Below are 17,818 nucleotides of genomic sequence, written 5' to 3'. Positions count from 1 at the left end.
CGACTCCTTGGGGTGTGCGCGGTTAGGCGAAGGCGGCGGAGAGTTCGTTGACGGCGGCACGCAGCACGCGGACCTCGGAGGAGACGCCTCTCGTGGTGGGCTGCGAGTCGTCGATTCCGCGGGGAGCGGGACCGGGGCGCCTGGCCTCCGCCTCCCTTTGCTGTCTTGTCACCTGCGAGACGGACCTGAGCGCATCTTTGATCTTGGTGACGTCCGTCTTGAGGGCCCCGGTGTCGCTTTTGAGGGTCCTGGTGTCCGTCTTGAGGACCCCGGTGTCCGTCTTGAGCGTCTCGACAGCCTCCTTGAGATTGACCAATTCGGTTGCGGCGGCTGCCTTGGCCAGCCGTTCCGCTTTCTGGTCGCTGTTCTCTATCTTCTGTTGGAGTCGGTCAATCCTTTCTTTCGTGAATTTCCACTCGCGGGTGGCGCCGAGGATGGTCATGCCCTTTTCATCGAACTTGAGCAGACCGATGTTCGCGCCCACGGTGACCGTCAGGGCCGCGACAGTGGCGCTGAGTAGGGCGAGCGTGCCGGAAGCGCCGGAAGCCGTGCCGCTGAGCCCGGACAGGGTGACGCTCATGTCACTGACCGTCTTGCTCGTGTCGTTGACGGTTATGCTCATTTTGTTGACGGTCTTGCTCACGTCATTGTGCGTGATGCTGATCTTGTTGACCGTCGTGCTTATGTCGTTCTGGGTGCTGCTGATGGTGTTGACGCTTCGGGAGTAGAAGCTGAGTGACTCCCGAAAATCTTTATAGGTTTTCTTTGCTTCTCCCTGCTGTTTCTCGAAGGCGTCTTCGACCTTTTTGAGGGCCTGGTCGACTTCCGGCAGGCTTCTGTTCGGCATCCGGAACCTCCTGTGAGATCACTCGGGTATGCTCCGCGCGTGACTTCTGACGATGCGCGGGTTTTTCTTGTACTCCCGACTTCGAGGCCCAGTTACTCCGAGACCGGAAAGTGCTCGATCGGGTGGTATGCCCGACATGCTCTACGGGTCGCGGACGACCTGTCCCCCGCGTCCGGCGTGGACGTCTTCCTGTACGGGAACCCGGCGTCCGGCCGGTACGAGGAGGGAGGCGCCGCCGTACGGACCCGAGTGGACCCGGCCTCGTTCGACACGTGGGCCGGGGACTGGGCCGTGGCTCCGAACGCCGGGCCCGGCCTGTTCGAGGACCGGCGTCCGGTCAGTCGTCTGGAGCAGGCGCTGGAGGTCGGTGTCTCCTCGTTCAGCCGCCCCCGTACGGCACTGCGCCACGTGGTCTCCGCGCTTCGGGAAAGCTCCGTGCCGGCCCTCGTGATCTTCAGGCTGGACAGCGTCAGCGACCAGGAGGAGATTCTGCTCGCGATCCGGGACACCGGCGTGGAGCGACTGGCGTTCTGGCAGCTCTTCGGCTGGTCGCACGCGATCGACGTCTCCTTCTGGACCAGAGACGGTCTCGACCGCGGACGTGTCCTTCCGAACCTGTTGGTGAACACGGGCGGGGACTGGAGCCACAGATCTCTGCTCCGGCGTTTTTCGCGGTGGTCGGCGTCCCTCGTGTGAGGGCAGCCCGTCCGCTCACGAGAAGAAGCGCCCCAGCTCCGCCGGGTCCGGGACGCCCGCCGCCTCCGGCGCCGACCGATCCGCCTCCTCCTCGCGTTCGCGGTCACCCGGCCTGGGGACCGGAACCGGCTGCTCCGGCGGGTCGGAGTCCTCGTCCGAGTGGACGGAGGCGAACATCCAGTTCGCCGCCGCCATGTGGTCGACCAGGGCGGCCAGGAGGTAGTCGGTGACCGACCACTCCGCCGCCTCGCCGTCCCGCTCCCGGCAGACGGCGCTGTCCTGGGGCAGGTGCTTCACGAGGACCGCGAGCCGGCGGGAGGAGAGCCGGCCGCGGTGCCAGTCCAGCAGGTCCACCCCGTAGTGCCGGAGCAGGTCGGCTTCGAGGGCCTCGGCGTGTTCGGTGACGAACTCGTCGAGGCTCAGTCTTCCCCCAGGCCGAGCCCGGTCTCCTTGCCGTACGCCTCCAGGACGGCGGCGATGTCCTGCATGGTGACCTCGTGCTTCTCGAAGCGCGCGAACTGCTCCTCGCCCATCAGCAGCAGGAGCAGCCCGTCGACGTCGTTGTCGTCGAGGTCCTTCAGCCCGCCGGCCGCGCCGCGGGTGAGCTCGGTCGGAAGCTCGAAGGTGTCGCCGTCCAGCTCGAACGACCAGGTCCGGCCGAGGGCCTCCAGGCGCTGGGCGCGGGCGGCGTTGACGTTGAACGATGCCATGGGTGTCTCCGTATCTCTGGGACGCAGATGGGAAGGGTGGGGCGGGGAGGGTGGTGCGCCGGGGCGGGGGGCGGTGAGGCCCCCCGCCCCGGCACGGGGGGTGGTCAGGAGCCGGCGACGGCGGCCGCCCCGTACGCCGGGTCCTTCATGACGAAGGTGGCCAGCGGCTCGCCGTCCCCGGAGGACAGCGCGGTGAAGGTGACGCCGAGCGACGCGGCCGCCTTGCGGGCGAGCTTGATGTCGTCGGTGGCCGTGACCTGGCCGCGCGGGATGACGAAGCGGTACGTCACCTCCTTGCCGTCGGTGAACTCCAGGCCGAGCGCGCGCTCGTCGAAGGTCGGGCCGTCCGGGACGTCGAAGGTGAAGACGCCCGGGTTGCCGGTGCCGCCGGGGGTGATGTCGGTCTTGCTGCCGCCCATGAAGAACGGCAGCGTGTCCTCGTTGAACTGCAGCATCGAGAACTTCAGCGTCAGGTCGCGGTCCGAGTAGACGAACCGGGCCGGGCTGATCGACTGCCACGTCTCGACCGGGTCGAGCTTGTCCTTCTTGGAGAAGGTCACGCCGTCGGTCGACGTGTACCCGAGGTCCACCCAGCCGGTGCCCCAGTCGGTGGAGGGGTTGGCGGAGAAGGTGGTCGGGAGGGGGGCGCCGAGGGGGGCGACCAGGACGCGTCCGGTGCCTGCGACGCGGATCTCGGAAGCGGAGTTGCCTGCCATGGGGTGCTCCTTCAGGGGAATGGGTGGTGCATCGGTGGGCTGCCGCGGGTACGGCAAAGGCCCCGCCGGGATCGGCGGAGCCTGGTCTGTGGGGTACGGGGGGCGGAGGCCCGGTCCCGTACGGGGCGGTGCGTGCCGGCGCGGGCCCGCACGCGTCCGCCGGGTGGACGCGGAAGGCCCCGGGCGCCGGATCAGGTCCGGACGGAGAGCTGGATCACGCAGAGGTAGCGGTTCGCGGCGGTGTAGACGTAGTCGGGCAGCCAGCGCGGGCCGTCCGCCTCCGCGACGTCGGTGATGACCGACGTGCCGAAGGCCGTTCCGGCGCTCTGGAGCAGCACCGCGCGGGCCGCGTTGGCGAGGACGTGCGCGGCCGTCTTGTCGGGGCCGTACACCTCCAGCTCGATCATCGGCCGGTCGATGTGCAGGTCGTCGATCCAGGCGCCGCCGCGGCGGGAGACGATCACGGCCCGCTGGGTGCCGTCGAAACCGGCCGGCGGCGTCTCGTCGACGACCGCGCCCGCCAGCTCCGGACGGTCGGAGAGGAGGTCCACGACGATGGCCTCCACGTCGGGGAAGGTGCTCGGGGCTGAGCTCATGACGGGGAATCACTCCTGTTCGTACGGGGCTGACGGCGTCCGGACGGTGCCCGCGGCGCGCTCGGCGCGCGGGAGCGGGCCGGGGGGAGCCCGCGGTCCCGGCGCGCGGGGCCTTGCGGGGCACCGCCCGGACGCGGAGGCGGGGAGCCGGTCCCTGGAGGGATGCGGGCACAGCTCCGCCGCTGCACCTATTGTGAACGAGATCGCGCGAGCGCGCAACTAGTTCGTGCGAGCCCGATCGGGGCAGGAGTGTTTGGGCTGGTGACGCACCGCCACGGCGCGTTACCCTCGATACTTCGAACACAGATTCGATTGGTGCGTGAGTCGATGTCAGCGCGTTGTGCGGACAGGGAACGGCAGGTGCGTGTGGTCGGGGGTGCCGGCAGTGCTCATGAACGGCTGACCGAGGTGGTCGCGGCCGCGGTCGAGGTCGCGGCGGAGGCGGGAGAGGCCGGTACGTACACCGGGGACATGGCCCGGACCCTCTCCGCCGTGGTCGGCAAGGTCGGCGCGCGGATCGCGGTCGAGGCGGAGATCCGCGGGTTCTCCAGCGGCTGGCAGGAGGCGGTCGCCCACGTCGGAGCGCCCCGCCCCGACCCCGACGGCGCGCGCGTGGTGCCCATGCGACCGGAAGGGGACGGAGGACCGTGACGTCAGGACCGCACGGCAGACGGAAGAGGCGGCCGCCCCTCGGGGCGACCGCCTCTTTCCGTGCCTTCCGTGCCTTCCGTGCCTTCCGTGCCTTCCGTGCCTTCCGTGCCTTCCGTGCCGTTCGTGTCCTCTGCGTCCTCCGGGTTCTCCGGGCCCTCTGTGTCTTCCGTGTACTCCGGGCCCTCCGTGTCCTCCGGGTCCGGCCGTCCCGCGTGCCGTGGTCCTCAGGCCGCCGGACCCGCCGGGGACCCGCGCCGGGTGGCGCGCTCCGCGGCGAACACGTCCTCCAGCCGGTAGAGCAGCGCCCGGCCCTGCCGGCCGGCGGGCACCAGATGGCCCAGCTGGACCCACTTGCGGATCGTGGCGGGCACCACGCCGGCCTCCGTGGCCGCGAGGGCGCCGTTGATCAGGGTGTCGGCGGCGGGGGTCATCGGCGTGCTCCTTCGGTCGAACGGGCGGGTGCGGTGCGGTCGTCGGCGGACTCGTCCATCGCCACGCCGATCTCGTCGCGGTCCGCCCCTGCGGCACCCGCCAGGACCTCCCAGTCGCCCTCGTGCCACACGTGCCGGTAGGCGGGGTCCGTACGGCAGTCGCATTCCTCGCCGGCGCAGCGGCAGGCCGGGTTCACGCACAGCACCGCCCGGCGGGCCGGGAAGGCGCGCAGGGAGACCGAATCGCACCACGGGCAGCGGCCGTCGACCCGCACCATCGTCTCGGAGTCGCCGAGGACGCGGGCGCTGCGCCGGGCCATCCGCCGGGACTCGTCCCGCACGTGGGCGGCGAGTTCCGGGTGGGCGGCGACCCGGGGGAGGAGCCCCGCGATCCGCGCCAGCCGCTGGGGCACGCGCGCGTGGCGCGGACGGCCGAGACCCAGCTTGTCGTGGACGGCCTCGTCCAGCTCGACGACGCCGTCGGTGATGTCGCGGAGGGCGTCCGAGACGTGGAGCCGCAGCGGAGCGGCCGAGTAACCGGGGACGGGCGTGCCGTGCCGCTGCTGCGCGAGCAGCGAGTCCCGGCGCTCTTCGCGGATGCGCCGGTCGGTCTCGGGGGAAGGCGCGCGCCGCTCGTTCGTGAGGGACGCGGACGGGCGGCCCGGCGCCAGCTCGGTCAGCAGCTCCGGGAACTGCCGGAGGAGGGCCTCGATCCAGAGGGCCGCGTCACGGACGGTCTTCTCGGGGGAGACGGCCGGTCCGGACGGGGCGGGAACGGACGGGGCGGAGGTGGAAGGGGCGGGGGTGGAAGGGGTGGGGGCGGATGGAGCGGGAGGCGTGGATGCGGTCGGAGAAGAGGACGCGGCCGGCGTGGACAAGGGGACCTCCAGGTGAGGCGGGTGCGGCGGAGGGGCGGAGACGAAGACGCGGAAGGGGGGCGGGGGCGAGGACGCGGAGGGGGTGGAGGAAGGGGGGTGGGGACGAGGGGCGGGGTGGAGTGCCGCTCGGGGGAGGGGACTTCACGTGGCCGGATCGGGACCGCGTACGAGGGCCCCCTACGCCACATGCGGGGCGGGACTGGCCTTCGGCGTGATCCCGGGTACGCCGGGAAACGCTCGGCGCGCACCCGGTGGGCGACCGCCCGGAGGGATGTGCGCGGGGGCGCAACAAAGGGGGCGGGGCGGCTTCAGGCCGCGGTGTGCGGCACCCGGGCGTCCGGGCGGTTCCCTCCGCGTGCGACCGGCCGTCCGTTGCGCCAGAGCCGGCCGGCGCTCACTCCGTCGAAGAAGCTCTCCGCCGGGGCCACGGCCTCCTCGCAACGCCGTACGACCGGGCACCGCTCGCATGCCATCAGTGCAGGCAGGGCCACTTTTTCCCGCTTGCTGAACACCACGTGCGGGGGCAGCCCGGAACACGCGGCGGCGGCGCGCCAGCCGAAGAACTCCACGATCTCGGGCAGCGGCGGGGCGGTGGCGGACGGCATGGGGCACTCCTGTCTCGGGCGGCGGCCGGACCGTTCGCACGATCCGGACCATGTTGCGAACACGCACGATGACATATTGCGTGCTCGCGCGCAACGTCTTGACTCCGCCACCTTTGCGAAATCAACACCGTGCGTGCGCAGGAGCACGTAATTCCGTGCGCGCAATCGCGATAAGCTGGACATCGCTTTGGAGGGAGGCGACCAGTGATGACCGCCAGTGACCTGGAACCGTTCGCCGCCTGGATCGAGGAATTGATTCGCCGCCGCGGCTTCGACATCGACAGCCCCCGGGGCGGGGGCAAGTCCCGTCTCGCGGACGAGGCCGGTGTGCACCGCGCCGCCATCACGCGGCTGCTGCAGCGGCAGAGCATGCCGGACCTGGAGACGACCCGCCGTCTCGCGCACGTCCTGGGCGTGCCGGTGCGGGACATGCTCATCAGATCCGGCCGGCTCACCGAGGACGACCTGCCGCTGCCGCAGGCCTCCGAGACGCCTCAGCCCGGTGTCGGGGGACGCCGGCTGACCCTGGAGGAGGCCGCCGCCGGGCTCGGGGTGCCCGCGGCCCAGCGGGAGATGTTCATCAAGGTCGCGGGCCAGTTCCTGGACGCGATGCCGGCCCGCCGGGAGTCGCTCGCCAAGGACTGACCGCGTGCCGGCCCGAGCGGCCTTTCGTGCGGGGAAGGCGCCCGGAGCGGGCGCTTTTCCCGTGTCCCAGTAAACTGTCACGGCCTGCCCCCCCGCACACCTGTACCAGTTGTACGCCCCAGGAGTCGCACAGTCGGCGTCACAAGGGCGAGCGGGCTGCCGCAGTCTGCCTTCGACGCCACGGGCGGGATCGGCAGCGATGGGACGCGAGAGAGACAAGCGCATGACCGAGGGCAAGGAGAGGTCCCTGCCCTCCGGCGGCGGGAACGGCGCCGCCGACGGCGACGCGCCGGGCCCCGCGTTCGGTGAGGAGTGCCCGCCGGGCGACGGCGGCTCCCCGGGACCCTCCGGGCCCGCGGGCCCCCCGGAGCCCTCGGCACCCGCCCCCTCCCCGGACTCCCCGAGGACGTCCGGCTCTTCGGGGTCTTCGGGGTCCTCGGCTTCCCAGGCCTCCCCGGACGACGTCCCCGGCCTCCTCGCCTTACTCGGCAGACTGCTGGAGGAACACGCCCCCGACGAGATCGCCGTCCTGCTCCGCGAGGAGGTCGAACGCCGCGAGTTCCGCGCCTACGCGAACGGGTGGCGCGATGCCGCCGCCCACACCGGGCCCGAGCGGGAGGAGGCGCGGTCGGCGCGTGCCCGCACGCTGCGTCTCGTGACGGACGCGTCGGGGGAGGCGTCCGTCATCCCCTTCCCGCAGAAGCGGCCGACGGCGGCGGACCAGGCGGCGAACGCGCCCGAGGAGGTGCTGACGGTCCCCGACGAACCGCCCGAGACGACCGGCCGGCCGGCGGACGCCGGTGCCGGTCCGGACGCCGTCGCGGGGGCTGCGTCCGACGCCGGTACGGACGCGACCGCCGGTGCGCGGCGCCCGGACGTCCGGGCCGGCGAGGGCGATCCGGAAGTCCCGGAAGTCCCGGACGCGGCAGAGGCGGCAGAGGTGGCCCCGGGGGACCCGACGGGCCCGGTGGTCCCGGAACCCCGGGGCCCCTCGGACGCCGGCGGGCCTTCGGGCGCCGGCGGGGCTTCCGGAAACCCCCCGGCCTCCGCCCGTCCTCCGCGCACCCCGCCCCCGCCCGGCTTCGTTCCCAAGAGCCGGAGGTCCAAGGTGCCCACGATCCCGAGCATCCCGAAGCTCGCCGGGCCCCGCAGGCCCCGGCGCGGCCCGGCGGCCGGGCGGCCTTCGGCGTCGTCCACGTCCGACGACGACACCGGCTGAGCAGGGCGCTCACCCCGGCCGGGCCCGGTGGGGCGGAGCCGGGTCGGGCCCGGCGGGGTGGACGCCCGGGTTCAGCGGGAGGGGCCGCCGCCTCCCTGGGGCGGGAGCTGGGGCCGGGGGGCCGCCTGCTGGCCGGGGATCCGGGGTGCCGTGACCGGTTGGGCGGGGGTCGCGGGCCCGGCGGTGCCCCGCAGGCGGGCGGCGGCGGCGATGGAGGGGGTGGTGGCCGTGGCGGTCGTCGCCGTGGGGGCGGTGGTGGTCCGGTCCGCCGCGAACTGCGCCCGGTCGAGGTAGGGGCCGGGGGTGACCTTCCAGGAGACGACGTTCGGGTCGACCTCCTGGCGGACCACCCGTTCCATGAGGGTGGCCATCTCGACGGGGCCGATGCCGCCGGGCACCGGGGTGATGTTCTGGGGGATGCCGTACGCCTCGGCCCGTATGTCGCCGCGCACGCTGCCGTCCGCCTGCGGGACGAAGCCGGAGTCGATCACGACCCGGTGGTGCGGCCGGATGTGGTCGGGGGTGAGGATGCCGGGGTTGCCGGTGACGGATATGACGATGTCGGCGTCGCGGACCCGTTCCAGCCGGTCGCCGTAGTCGAGGGTCATCGGGTCGTGCCCGCCGGCCCGGAGCATGCTCACGACCCCCTGCCCGACGAACCCCTTGCTGCCGACCACGGCGATGGTGGGGTGGTCGGTCGCGAAGGGCTCCGCGACCCGGTAGATGCCTTCGGCCGTGGCGCAGGCGGGGTAGGGGGAGCGGCCTTTGAGGAGGGCGTCGATGTCCTTGGCCGGGTCCATGCCGTCGACGATGGGGGCCAGGTCGCGCGGCGGGGGGAACTGCACGATGATCGCGCGCGTGTCCGGGTCCGCGTTGTAGCCCTCCAGGACCTTCCGGAAGTCACCACGGCCGACGCCGGGCGGCAGGACGACGTGGTCGGCCCGGAAGCCGAGGTGTTCGAAGCTCTTGATCTTCTGCTCGGCCGAGATCCGGGACGCCTCCAGGCGGACGCGCCAGTCCGGCGGGTCGTTGTCCGCGGGGGTGAAGCGGATGACCGCCACCCTCATCCCGGTCGGCTCCACGGCGGGCCGGTAGGGCGCGTACAGCTCGCGGGCCTGCCGCAGCACGTCCCGCCCGGACACCAGCTCCGTCACGTCAAGGGCTCCAGGCCGGCCAGCACCTCGGGCACCGGAGCCAGGGGGACGCCGTGGAACAGGCGGGTGACCTCTTCCGCGCTCAGCCTCCGGTCGCCCTGGTCGTCGTCCTGGTACCCGTTCCCCGTGATCTTGAGGGTGATCGCGGTGAAGACCTCGGGACCACCGGGGTCGTAGGAGGAGAAGTCCCCGAAGTGCGCGATCCACAGCAGGGAGGTGAGGTGGGGACTCAGGTTCGCGCGGAGCAGGGGGAGGGCGGCGTCGGCGACGTCGGCGAAGTTGTAGGTGATCCCGTGGACCGGGCTGTCGGCCAGCTCGGAGACGACGGCGACGGCCTGGCCGGTGCTCGGGTCGTACACGGCGCGCAGCAGGGAGAACGCCTCGCCGTTGAGCCGGTGCCGCCAGCGGAACAGCTGGGCGATCTGGGGAAGGGACACGTGCTTCTCCAAGAAGGTTTTCGGAACCGTCACTTGTGCTTGAGGACGGAGACGAGCAGGCCGTTCGGCGACTGGGGCGTCAGGAACACCCCGGTGTCCCGCAGCGCCCACTCGGGCACGCGGGTGCCGGCGGGGAGGGCGCGGGGCGCGCCGTCGCCCGAGGACAGGTCGACCTCGGCCGCGCCGGGTTCCTGCCCGACGCGCGCGGCGACCTCCCCGTACGCGATCCCGTCGTCGGTGATCGACCGGACGGACACGTCGGCCTTGCGGCTCTCGCCGGCGTCCAGGCAGGCGCCGTGGCGGCGCTGGAGGTCGAAGGCGACGGTGCCGGCGGCGACGAAGCGGCCGTTCGGGGAGGAGACGGCGTCGCCCGCGCGGGGGTTCTCGCAGACGATGCTCGTCTCCAGCTTGCCCGTGGCGGCGTCGTGCACGGCGACGAGGGGGGTGGAGAAGGTGCCCCCGGCCTCGGTGCGCCACCGGGTGAGGAGGTGCCCGCCGACGGCCGCCACGTACTGGCCGTCCATGGAGAGCTTGTCCATCGTGGACCGGACGCCCGGCGGGGCGTCGTCCTGGATGTGCCAGGCGCCCGGCATCTCCACGAGGCCGAGGCCGTGTCCGGACACGACCCAGCCCTTGGCGGTTTTGATCCGCCCGACGCCTTCGGCGCAGGCGTCCGCGCACGCGTCGATCGTGCCGCTCGTCACGTCCACGGCGACGGCGCTCTTCCCCGTACCGTTCCAGTGGACCTGGAGTCCGCCGCCGACGTCCTCGACGCGCAGGTCGTCCGCGCCCTTCCCGCCCTCGGAGTTCGGCCCGTACACCTCCACGGGGACGTCGATCTGCCGGGCCGGCGCCACGGCGGGGCCGGAGGCGGTCGCCGGGTAGACCAGGAGGCGGACGATCTCCTTGCCCTTGGTGAGGGCGTCCCCGCCCAGGACGCCGTGGGCCCACAGCACGACGTACTCGCGGCCGTCCTGGAAGGTGGTCGACACGGAGGGCAGTTCCGCCTTGCCGCCCTCGTAGGAGCTCTTGCCGGCCTCCCCCATGAGGGTGGGCGGTTCCCACGGCCTGCTCGTGAAGCGGACCTCGCCGGTCGACGCCTCCCGGGCCTGGACGACGTAACCGTCCTCCGTGGTGTTCACGTAGGCGACCGTGTCGCTCCGGGGGGCCACGGCCACCGGCGGCTTCGAGGAGTACGTCGCCGGCATCCAGGAGAGCTTCTGCTCCCAGCCCTGGCCGGCGCTGTAGGCGGACGGGACGGTGAGGAGGACCGACGGGCCCGCCGGGGCCGGGGAGGCCGTCGGCGCCGCGGTCGTCCTCTTCCCGTCGCCCCCCTCCTTCCCCGGGGGCGACGGGTCGTCGCCCCCTCCGCAGCCGGCCAGGAGCATCCCGGCCAGGACGGTCCCCGCCACGGCCTTCCTCGTGCGCTTCACTGTCACTGCCTCTCTCGGTTCAGAACGCTTCGACCACCGGTACGGCCTTGGGCCGGTGGGCGCCCGGCTTGCACCCCGCGAACGGCCCGGAGGGGCCGCGGAGTTCGTGCATGACCGCCCCCAGGTGGTCGCGGTGCCACAGTGCGGGCCCGCTCGGGCCGGCCGCCGGGTCGGTGAGCTCCTGCCAGGCCAGCCACAGGCCGTGCAGCCGGGCCACCGCCTCCAGGTGTTCCCACCAGCGGGGGCACCAGGGCTCGCCGGAGGTGACCTCCCGGCCGTAGACGGGCAGCAGGAGCGCGTGCACCCAGGTCACCAGAAGCCGCAGTTCCTCCTCGTACTCCTCGCCGTCGAGGTAGAGGATGAACCGGGGCGCCTCCGGGCCGGGCCCGGCCGGGGCGCTCACCGGGACACCTCCTTCGCGGCGCGGGCGGTGATGGCCCGCAGCTCCGCCGCGGCGGCGGCCTGGACGCGTTCGGCGCCCGGCTCCGCGTACCAGGGGCGCAGCCGGATCAGCGCGGGACGGACACCGGTGGCCAGCAGGAGCGCCGTGCCCTTGGGCAGGGCCCGGATGCGGTCGGCGGGCAGGATGCGTTCCAGCCGGTACGAGGTGGAACGGGTCCGGCCGTCCTTGCTCCGGGAGTGGCTCACGGTGCGCACGTCGTGCTCGCCGACCAGCCGGGAGATCTTCTCCACGAAGTCCGCGTCGTCGAGGCCCGCGCCGAGGAGCTTGATGGTCGCCGCGCCCCACAGGGCGTCCATGCCGGCCTCGCCCCACACGCGGGAGCCCTGCCGGTAACTCTGGAGCAGGGTCACGATGTTGATGCCGCGCGAGCCGAGGTGCGAGTACAGGTCGGGCAGGTCGGAGATGCGGCAGACGTTGGCGGCCTCGTCGAGGATCGCGGTCATCGGCGGTTCCAGCCGGCCGCCCATCCGCTCGGCGGCGCGGACCCCGGCGCGCAGGACGGAGTCGGCGACGGCGGCGATGACGCCCGCCGCCGAGCCGCCGCCGTCCTTGGACAGCAGGTACAGGGTTCCGGTGCCCAGCACGTGGTCGTCCGGGCGGAACTCGGGCAGGACCGGGTCGGGCGACACCCAGGCCGCGATCCGGGGGTCGAGCAGGCAGCTCACGCACTGGCGGGCCGTCTCGTAGATGCCGTCCCGGGTCTCGACCGCTCCCTGGACGGTGCCCCGGAGCTGTTCGGCGAGGGCGTGCATGCCGGCGTCGCGCAGCAGGTCGATCGGGGTGCGGTCGGCCGGGTCGGCGAGCCAGCCGAGGACCTCGTCGACCCGCCGCCCGCCCTTGGCGGCGGCGTGGAAGAGGGCCGTCAGGGTGTTCTGGGCGGCGGAGATCCAGAAGTCCCGCTTGGAGGCGTCGTCGTTGACCGCGCCGACGAAGTGCCCGGCCAGCCGCCGGGCGCCCTCGATGTCGCGGGCGTCGGCGAGCATGTCCCACCACAGGGCCCGGGGGGTGTGCGCGATGCCCTGCGGGTCGAACGTCCACACCTGGCCGACCCGTTCGCGTTCGGCCCGGGTCACGGCGAAGACGTCGGACTTGTTGGAGGTCAGCAGGACGCTGCCGCGGGCGCGCAGGACGCGGGGAACGGCGATGCCGGTGGACTTCCCGGCGCGCGGCGCCATCAGGTCCAGTTCCACGTCCTCGTAACTGGAGCGCAGCTCGGGCCCGTTCGGCTCCAGGTTGCCGAGGAGGTTGCCGGTGTCGTCGGGGCTGAGCCTGCCGCCGGTCAGCTTCCTCAGGCCGGGGCGGAGCTGGAGGGCGCGGGCCGCGGCCCCCTTGGGGAGCATCGGGGCGAGCTCCTTGCGGCCGGCGAGGCCCGGGGTGCGTCCGCCGCCGCGCCTGCGGACCAGCAGGACGAGGACGACGACCAGGCCGGTCAGCAGTCCGGCCGTCACGGCGATGCCCGCGAGCACGGCGGCACCCGGGGCGTCCGGCCAGAGCGCGGCCGGACCGTCCTCGACCAGGGAGGAGAGCGTGGAGAGGCCGAACGGGGGCGGGTTCCAGCCCGCCCCGGACGCGGCGGCGCCGAGCGATCCGCCCAGCCACACGCCGAGGAAGCCGAGGAGGACGAGGGCGGCGACGCCCACGATCAGCCAGGGCAGGTAGTCCTCGGCGGAGGTGGCGCCGCCCTGGGACCGGCGGTTCGTCATCGGTGCTCCCCGGAGCGCGGCAGGGGCAGGTCCCGCCCCGCCCACCGCGTGTTGGTGTTGTGCAGGTTGCGCTCCGTCTCGGTGATGGCGACCTTGATGGGGATGCCGGGACGGCCGCCCACCTTGATCAGGAAACGGCCCCGGCCGGGCGGCTCGGAACTCATCTCCGGGTTCGCCCAGCCGGGCGGCGACGACCAGGACGAGACCAGTTCGATCTCCCGCTGGGACATGCCGACCACCTTGCCCAGCTCCTCCATCTCGGTACGGGGCAGGCCGGCGCAGACCACCATGCCGGCGCGCTCGACGAAGCCCCGGGCCTTGGCCCGGTCGGCCTCGCTGCCCAGGGCCTCGGCGTCCTTCAGCGTGTGGGTGATCTTGGCGTCGCCGAGTCCGAGGGAACGGTTCAGGCGGGTGAGCGCGTCGATGCGCTCCACGATGCCGGAGGCGGCGCGCAGCGGCCGCCACAGCTCGTCGAGGACGGTGAAGAACCAGCGCTGCGGGGCCAGTCCGGCGTCCGCGAGCGCGTGGGCGGCGGCGACCGTGCCGAGCCCGTCGGACCAGGCGGCGAGCATCGCCGCCGCCGTCAGCTGGGTGTCCGCCTCGCCGATGCGGGAGATGTCCACGCACACGGCGGGGGCGCTGGGGTTGATGCGGGTGGAGGTCTCCGAGGCGAAGGTGTCGCCCAGCGGGCCGTCCAGCACGCCGATGAGCGAGCGGTGCAGGGGGTCCACGGCCTTCTGGTACCGCTGCTGGTCGCCCCGGTCGAGGGTGACCGCGCGGACCCGGTCGGGGCCCTCGTCCAGCACCCTCAGCAGATCGGGCAGGAGCGGCGGGCGGCCCGGCTTCGACCGCTCCCTGAGGTGGTGCAGACAGGCCGAGAGGACCGACTGCTCGTGGTCGTCCATGGGGCGACCGCGCATGATGGTGATGAGCGCGGCCACCATGTTCAGGACGCGGCCGTGGGCCTCGGCCAGCAGGACGCGGCCGGCCTCCCCGCCGATCCGCTCCGCGGCCTCGCCCATGGCCCCGGGGTCGAGGACGTTGATGCCGCCGACGCCCCGGCCGATGGAGATCACCTGGCCGCCCAGGGCCCGCACGGTGTCCGCGTAGTCGGGCTTGAGGTCGCCCAGGACCAGGGGGACCACGCCGGTGGCCGTCATGCCGATCAGCATGCGGTTGACCAGCGTGGACTTGCCGAGTCCGGGCATGCCGAGCATGAACAGGGACGGGTTCGAGATGTACCGGGCCCGGGTGAACCAGGAGATCGGGTCGCCGCAGACCGTCGCACCGGTGTGCAGGTGCTGGCCGAGCGGGACGCCGGTCATCGGCGCCCCGGAACCGGCCGCGAACGGCCACAGGCCACACGCCTGGACCGTGGTGGCGCGCCACATCGAGGGCGGGTCCACGTGGGCGACCTGCCCGCCGCCGGGGCCGGGCCAGCCCCGCGCGGGCGCGACCGGGACCCTGCGGCGGGCGGCCTGCTTGGCCTCCTTGGCCCAGCGGAGCTCCTCGGCCTCCCTGGTCCCCTTGGGGTGCTTCCTGCTCACAGCGTCTCCCTGAGCTGGTACGGGATGAGGGTGTACTCCCAGGGGAGGAGGCCGACGGGCAGCGTGCAGGTGAAGGCGGACGCCTGCATGCGGTCGGCGGGGCGCATCAGGATGCGGGAGGACGCCTGCAGGTTGCGGACGGTGATCGAGGCGTCCTGGAGTTCCTCCTCGTTGTCCACCGTGACGGTGACCATGAGGGAGAACTCCACCAGGCCGGCGCCGGCCGCCTCCTCGGCGGCGGTCTGCTCGGCCGCCTGCATCTCGGAGGCGGCACGGGCCTGGACCAGGCCCCGGCGGGAGCCCGCCATGAAGTGGGCGGCGCGCCGGTCGGCCTCCACGATGCGGGCGGAGGTCGCCGGGTCGATGGGCCGGTAGACGAGGGAGACGCGCTTGCGGCGGGTGCCCTGGGCGGGCTCCAGCAGACCGCGCAGCACGCTGGAGCGGACGGTGCCGCGCGGCGCCAGGGTGAGCATCCAGGTGCGGGAGATGCCGGAGTCGTGCTTGTAGCCGTCGACGGTCTCCACGGCCACGGCCGGGCCGCAGTCCTGCCAGCTCACCCCGGTGGTCGCCTGGTTGGCGCGGACGGACAGCACGTCGGGCGCGATGGCCGGGTCGTAGGCGACCCGGACGATCTCCGCGATCCGCTCCTCGGACAGCGGCGAGGCGGAACCGCCGCCGGCCGCGACCAGGCCCGCCAGCAGGCCGGGCAGGCGCATCGCGAGGTCGGTCACCACGTCCTCGGGCTTGCGGCGGGGGCCGGGCAGCGCGCCGTAGGTGAGGGCGACGTAGGTGTGCATCTCGGAGGAGGCGGACGGGTAGCGCGCCACGACCTCCTCCATCACCGCGCGGGCCGCCTCCGGGGCGTCCGGGACGATCCGGGGCAGGACCTCGGCGGCCAGGCGGGTGCCGGTGTCGGGGGCGGTCTCCACCACGACCTGGGCGCCGCGCAGCCCGGGTTCGTGGGAGAGGCGGGACAGCCAGTCGCCCCAGGAGGCGACCCAGATGTCGACCTGCTCGGGGTCGACGAGGGAACCGCCGTCGGGCTCGCAGGCGAGCACGATGGTGTAGAGGTTCCGGCCGGGGTGGTGCAGGACGCCGAAGGGGCGGTCGTACGCGTCGCGGCCGTGCAGCATCTTCACGCGGGCGAGCAGCCCGGGCGGGGAGAAGTTGCCGCCGGGGCGGCGCGAGAGCGGCCCGGAGACGTAGGTGTGCGAGCCGTTGGCCTTGCGCTTCAGCCAACCGATCCGGACGGCGACCATCTGGTAGACGTTCCTTCCGTCGGCGGTCCGCAGGGCGAGCGGACCGAGGAACAGGGCGAGCGGGACGAGGACGGTGAGGGCGACGGAGATCGACACGAGCGAGGCGAGCAGGACGACCACGAGACCGCCGAACGCGACGACGGTCCCGAGCAGGCCGAGGGGCCCGAGCCCGGGCCGGCGGGGGCGCCGCCAGTTCCCGTAGGTGGGCCGCGTCATGGATTCGGTGGCCACGGGATTCCTTTCGGGGAGGGGGTACGAGTGCGGGCGGGCGCCCCGCCGCGTCAGCGGGTGCGGCCGCCGGAGGGGGGCGGTGCGGGGCGCGGGGTGGTGGTGCGGGCGCCCTGCGTCTGGTTCTGCGTGGTCTGCGTGGTCTGCGTGGTCTGCGTGCCCGGCGTGTTCTGCGGGGTGGTGTTCCGGGAGGAGCGCAGCTTGCCGGCGGCGGCGATGCCGACGGAGAACTCGCCCCTGGCGAAGGTGGGAGCCGTCTGCTGCGCGGGGACCGTCGTGCCGGTGCCGGTGGGCGTGAACACGCCGCGCTCGGTGGTGATCAGTCCGGTCGCCAGGCCCTGCCCGACGAGCTTCTCGGCGTTCTGGCGGCTGATGGAGTGGCCGAGGCCGGTGGTGTTCTTGGCGTAGAGGGCGCGGATCATCTCCTGCGGGGCCATGCGGCCGCCGTAGGGGTCGTTGCCCTGCTCGTACGCGATGCGGCCCGCCTGCCAGCGGGTGGCGTTCTGCGCGAGGGAGGTCTCCAGGGGGACCTCGACGGAGAGGATGACGCGCTGGGCGTATCCGTTCCGGGCGAGGCCGTCGAGGAGCTGGACACCGGCCGCCTCGTTGGCGAGGGTGGCGTCGAAGAGGAGGTTGTAGCCCTCGCGGCGGGCCCAGGTCTCCAGCTGGTCGCGTATGTGGGACGACTCGCGGTGCATCAGCCCGGACAGCTCCGCCGGGGTGATCTCCCGCCCGAAGGAGAGGGTCATCGCCTCGGGGGAGAGCTGCGGCAGGCCGCCCGCCTCGAAGAGGGCGCGCTTGAACTCGTCGGGGTCGAGGACGACGTAGTCCTCCAGCCTCAGGCCGTGCGTGGAGGTGAGCAGACGGCCCAGCTCGGAGTCCTCGCTCTGCCAGGAGCCGATCCGGTGCTGCACGGTGCTCTTCCCGGCGCCGGGCGCACCGGCCGTCAGGAGGACGGCGTTGCCCCCTCGCGGCCGGTCGGCGTACTCGGCCTTGAAGCGTTCGATGATGGAGGCGTGCAGGGCGAGGCGTTCGCGGTGGTAGAGGCCCTGGGTGCTGAACCGCGCGGCGGTGTCCCCCGCGCCGGGCGAGAGGTCTCCGCCCCGTCCCATGCGCTGTTGCAGCTCGGCGTAGAGCTGCGCGTATTCCCCCGTCAGCATGGATTCTCCCTTTCCCCCGTCCCGGGCCCGCCCGGGTCAGCCGCGCGCGTTCTTGCGGCGCAGGATCTCTTCCGCGTCCTCATAGGTGATGTCTCCGAGCACGACGGCGCCGTTGAGCAGGGAGAAGACGTTGTCCTGGCCCGTGGGCTCGATGAGCAGCGGGTCGTGGAGCTCTTCCTCGAAGTCCCAGGCCGCGATGGTCTCGATCATCTCCTCGCGGGGGATGCCGCCCTCGGCGTAGCGCCTGAGGTAGTCGCGGAGGGAGGGCTTCTCGGTCATGGGTCGGTCCTTCCGTGCTGTGCCGCCACCGGCGGGGGGGGCGCGCCCCCCCCGGCCCCCCCCCCCCCGGGGGGGGGGGGGGTGGGCCCTAATAAACGGGGGTTTGTGCCCGGGGCCCCCCCCCCCCGTTGGCGCCGGGAACCCCCCCCCGGGGCCCCCCC

The 17,818-nt window shown here is 73.2% G+C and carries 21 protein-coding genes; 4 read left to right on the top strand and 17 right to left on the bottom strand.

Annotation, left to right across the window (positions count from 1 at the left end; translation table 11 throughout):
• Positions 1 to 22: 22 nt before the first annotated feature.
• A complete protein-coding gene (locus ACZ3IL_RS04590; protein WP_467386454.1) occupies positions 23 to 847 on the bottom strand; it encodes a hypothetical protein in 825 nt (274 codons plus the stop codon).
• A gap of 177 nt (positions 848 to 1,024) precedes the next feature.
• Here ACZ3IL_RS04590 and ACZ3IL_RS04585 point away from each other — a divergent pair, with 177 nt between their 5' ends.
• Complete coding sequence (locus tag ACZ3IL_RS04585) at positions 1,025 to 1,543, top strand: hypothetical protein (RefSeq protein ID WP_467386452.1); 519 nt, start codon at positions 1,025 to 1,027, stop codon at positions 1,541 to 1,543.
• A gap of 15 nt (positions 1,544 to 1,558) precedes the next feature.
• Here the strand turns inward: ACZ3IL_RS04585 and ACZ3IL_RS04580 are convergent, their stop codons facing one another.
• From ACZ3IL_RS04580 to ACZ3IL_RS04565, 4 genes are all read right to left on the bottom strand, one after another.
• Positions 1,559 to 1,897 (bottom strand): hypothetical protein, encoded by a 339-nt coding sequence (locus ACZ3IL_RS04580; RefSeq protein WP_467386450.1) that lies wholly within the window; start codon positions 1,895 to 1,897, stop codon positions 1,559 to 1,561.
• A 65-nt stretch (positions 1,898 to 1,962) separates the two neighbouring features.
• Positions 1,963 to 2,253 carry a hypothetical protein gene (locus ACZ3IL_RS04575; protein WP_467386448.1) on the bottom strand — a complete coding sequence of 97 codons (291 nt, stop codon included), beginning with the start codon at positions 2,251 to 2,253 and terminating at the stop codon, positions 1,963 to 1,965.
• A 104-nt stretch (positions 2,254 to 2,357) separates the two neighbouring features.
• On the bottom strand, positions 2,358 to 2,969 hold the full coding sequence (locus ACZ3IL_RS04570; RefSeq protein WP_467386447.1) for a phage tail tube protein: 612 nt from the start codon (positions 2,967 to 2,969) through the stop codon (positions 2,358 to 2,360).
• A 191-nt stretch (positions 2,970 to 3,160) separates the two neighbouring features.
• Positions 3,161 to 3,565, bottom strand: a complete 405-nt coding sequence (locus ACZ3IL_RS04565; RefSeq protein ID WP_467386445.1) for a hypothetical protein — start codon at positions 3,563 to 3,565, stop codon at positions 3,161 to 3,163.
• A 360-nt stretch (positions 3,566 to 3,925) separates the two neighbouring features.
• Between ACZ3IL_RS04565 and ACZ3IL_RS04560 the strand changes: the two genes are divergently transcribed.
• Positions 3,926 to 4,216, top strand: a complete 291-nt coding sequence (locus tag ACZ3IL_RS04560; RefSeq protein ID WP_467386443.1) for a hypothetical protein — start codon at positions 3,926 to 3,928, stop codon at positions 4,214 to 4,216.
• Positions 4,217 to 4,440: 224 nt separating this feature from the next.
• On the opposite strand, the gene ACZ3IL_RS04555 is transcribed toward ACZ3IL_RS04560, so the two are convergent.
• From ACZ3IL_RS04555 to ACZ3IL_RS04545, 3 genes are all read right to left on the bottom strand, one after another.
• The gene (locus ACZ3IL_RS04555) at positions 4,441 to 4,647 is read right to left on the bottom strand and encodes a hypothetical protein (RefSeq protein ID WP_467386441.1); all 207 of its coding nucleotides are present in this window, start codon (positions 4,645 to 4,647) and stop codon (positions 4,441 to 4,443) included.
• On the bottom strand, positions 4,644 to 5,525 hold the full coding sequence (locus ACZ3IL_RS04550; RefSeq protein ID WP_467386439.1) for a hypothetical protein: 882 nt from the start codon (positions 5,523 to 5,525) through the stop codon (positions 4,644 to 4,646). Before ACZ3IL_RS04550 ends, ACZ3IL_RS04555 begins: the two co-directional genes overlap by 4 nt.
• Before the next feature lie 308 nt (positions 5,526 to 5,833).
• The gene (locus tag ACZ3IL_RS04545) at positions 5,834 to 6,130 is read right to left on the bottom strand and encodes a WhiB family transcriptional regulator (protein ID WP_467386437.1); all 297 of its coding nucleotides are present in this window, start codon (positions 6,128 to 6,130) and stop codon (positions 5,834 to 5,836) included.
• Positions 6,131 to 6,337: 207 nt separating this feature from the next.
• On the opposite strand from ACZ3IL_RS04545, the gene ACZ3IL_RS04540 reads away from it, so the two are divergent.
• Positions 6,338 to 6,775 carry a helix-turn-helix domain-containing protein gene (locus ACZ3IL_RS04540; protein ID WP_467386435.1) on the top strand — a complete coding sequence of 146 codons (438 nt, stop codon included), beginning with the start codon at positions 6,338 to 6,340 and terminating at the stop codon, positions 6,773 to 6,775.
• A 199-nt stretch (positions 6,776 to 6,974) separates the two neighbouring features.
• A complete protein-coding gene (locus ACZ3IL_RS04535) occupies positions 6,975 to 7,994 on the top strand; it encodes a hypothetical protein (RefSeq protein ID WP_467386434.1) in 1,020 nt (339 codons plus the stop codon).
• Positions 7,995 to 8,065: 71 nt separating this feature from the next.
• Here ACZ3IL_RS04535 and ACZ3IL_RS04530 read toward each other — a convergent pair whose 3' ends face one another.
• From ACZ3IL_RS04530 to ACZ3IL_RS04490, 9 genes are all read right to left on the bottom strand, one after another.
• Entirely contained in the window at positions 8,066 to 9,148 is a 1,083-nt protein-coding gene (locus ACZ3IL_RS04530) for a tetrahydrofolate dehydrogenase/cyclohydrolase catalytic domain-containing protein (RefSeq protein ID WP_467386432.1), read from the bottom strand.
• Positions 9,145 to 9,585 (bottom strand): hypothetical protein, encoded by a 441-nt coding sequence (locus ACZ3IL_RS04525; protein WP_467386430.1) that lies wholly within the window; start codon positions 9,583 to 9,585, stop codon positions 9,145 to 9,147. The genes ACZ3IL_RS04530 and ACZ3IL_RS04525 overlap by 4 nt, the downstream gene beginning before the upstream one ends.
• 29 nt (positions 9,586 to 9,614) lie before the next feature.
• A complete protein-coding gene (locus ACZ3IL_RS04520) occupies positions 9,615 to 11,018 on the bottom strand; it encodes a hypothetical protein (protein ID WP_467386428.1) in 1,404 nt (467 codons plus the stop codon).
• Positions 11,019 to 11,037: 19 nt separating this feature from the next.
• A complete protein-coding gene (locus tag ACZ3IL_RS04515; protein WP_467386426.1) occupies positions 11,038 to 11,421 on the bottom strand; it encodes a DUF4913 domain-containing protein in 384 nt (127 codons plus the stop codon).
• Positions 11,418 to 13,184, bottom strand: a complete 1,767-nt coding sequence (locus ACZ3IL_RS04510; protein WP_467386424.1) for a type IV secretory system conjugative DNA transfer family protein — start codon at positions 13,182 to 13,184, stop codon at positions 11,418 to 11,420. Before ACZ3IL_RS04510 ends, ACZ3IL_RS04515 begins: the two co-directional genes overlap by 4 nt.
• Positions 13,181 to 14,590: an ATP/GTP-binding protein gene (locus tag ACZ3IL_RS04505; protein ID WP_467386820.1), complete on the bottom strand. Its 1,410-nt coding sequence runs from the start codon at positions 14,588 to 14,590 to the stop codon at positions 13,181 to 13,183. The genes ACZ3IL_RS04510 and ACZ3IL_RS04505 overlap by 4 nt, the downstream gene beginning before the upstream one ends.
• 137 nt (positions 14,591 to 14,727) lie before the next feature.
• Positions 14,728 to 16,221, bottom strand: a complete 1,494-nt coding sequence (locus ACZ3IL_RS04500; RefSeq protein ID WP_467386422.1) for an SCO6880 family protein — start codon at positions 16,219 to 16,221, stop codon at positions 14,728 to 14,730.
• A gap of 50 nt (positions 16,222 to 16,271) precedes the next feature.
• Entirely contained in the window at positions 16,272 to 17,378 is a 1,107-nt protein-coding gene (locus tag ACZ3IL_RS04495; protein WP_467386421.1) for a zeta toxin family protein, read from the bottom strand.
• Positions 17,379 to 17,414: 36 nt separating this feature from the next.
• Positions 17,415 to 17,657 carry a hypothetical protein gene (locus ACZ3IL_RS04490; protein ID WP_467386419.1) on the bottom strand — a complete coding sequence of 81 codons (243 nt, stop codon included), beginning with the start codon at positions 17,655 to 17,657 and terminating at the stop codon, positions 17,415 to 17,417.
• Positions 17,658 to 17,818: the final 161 nt, after the last annotated feature.

The sequence above is a fragment of the Streptomyces sp. NPDC014907 genome, from assembly GCF_055562975.1.
This window is presented reverse-complemented; position numbering and strand designations above follow the sequence as displayed.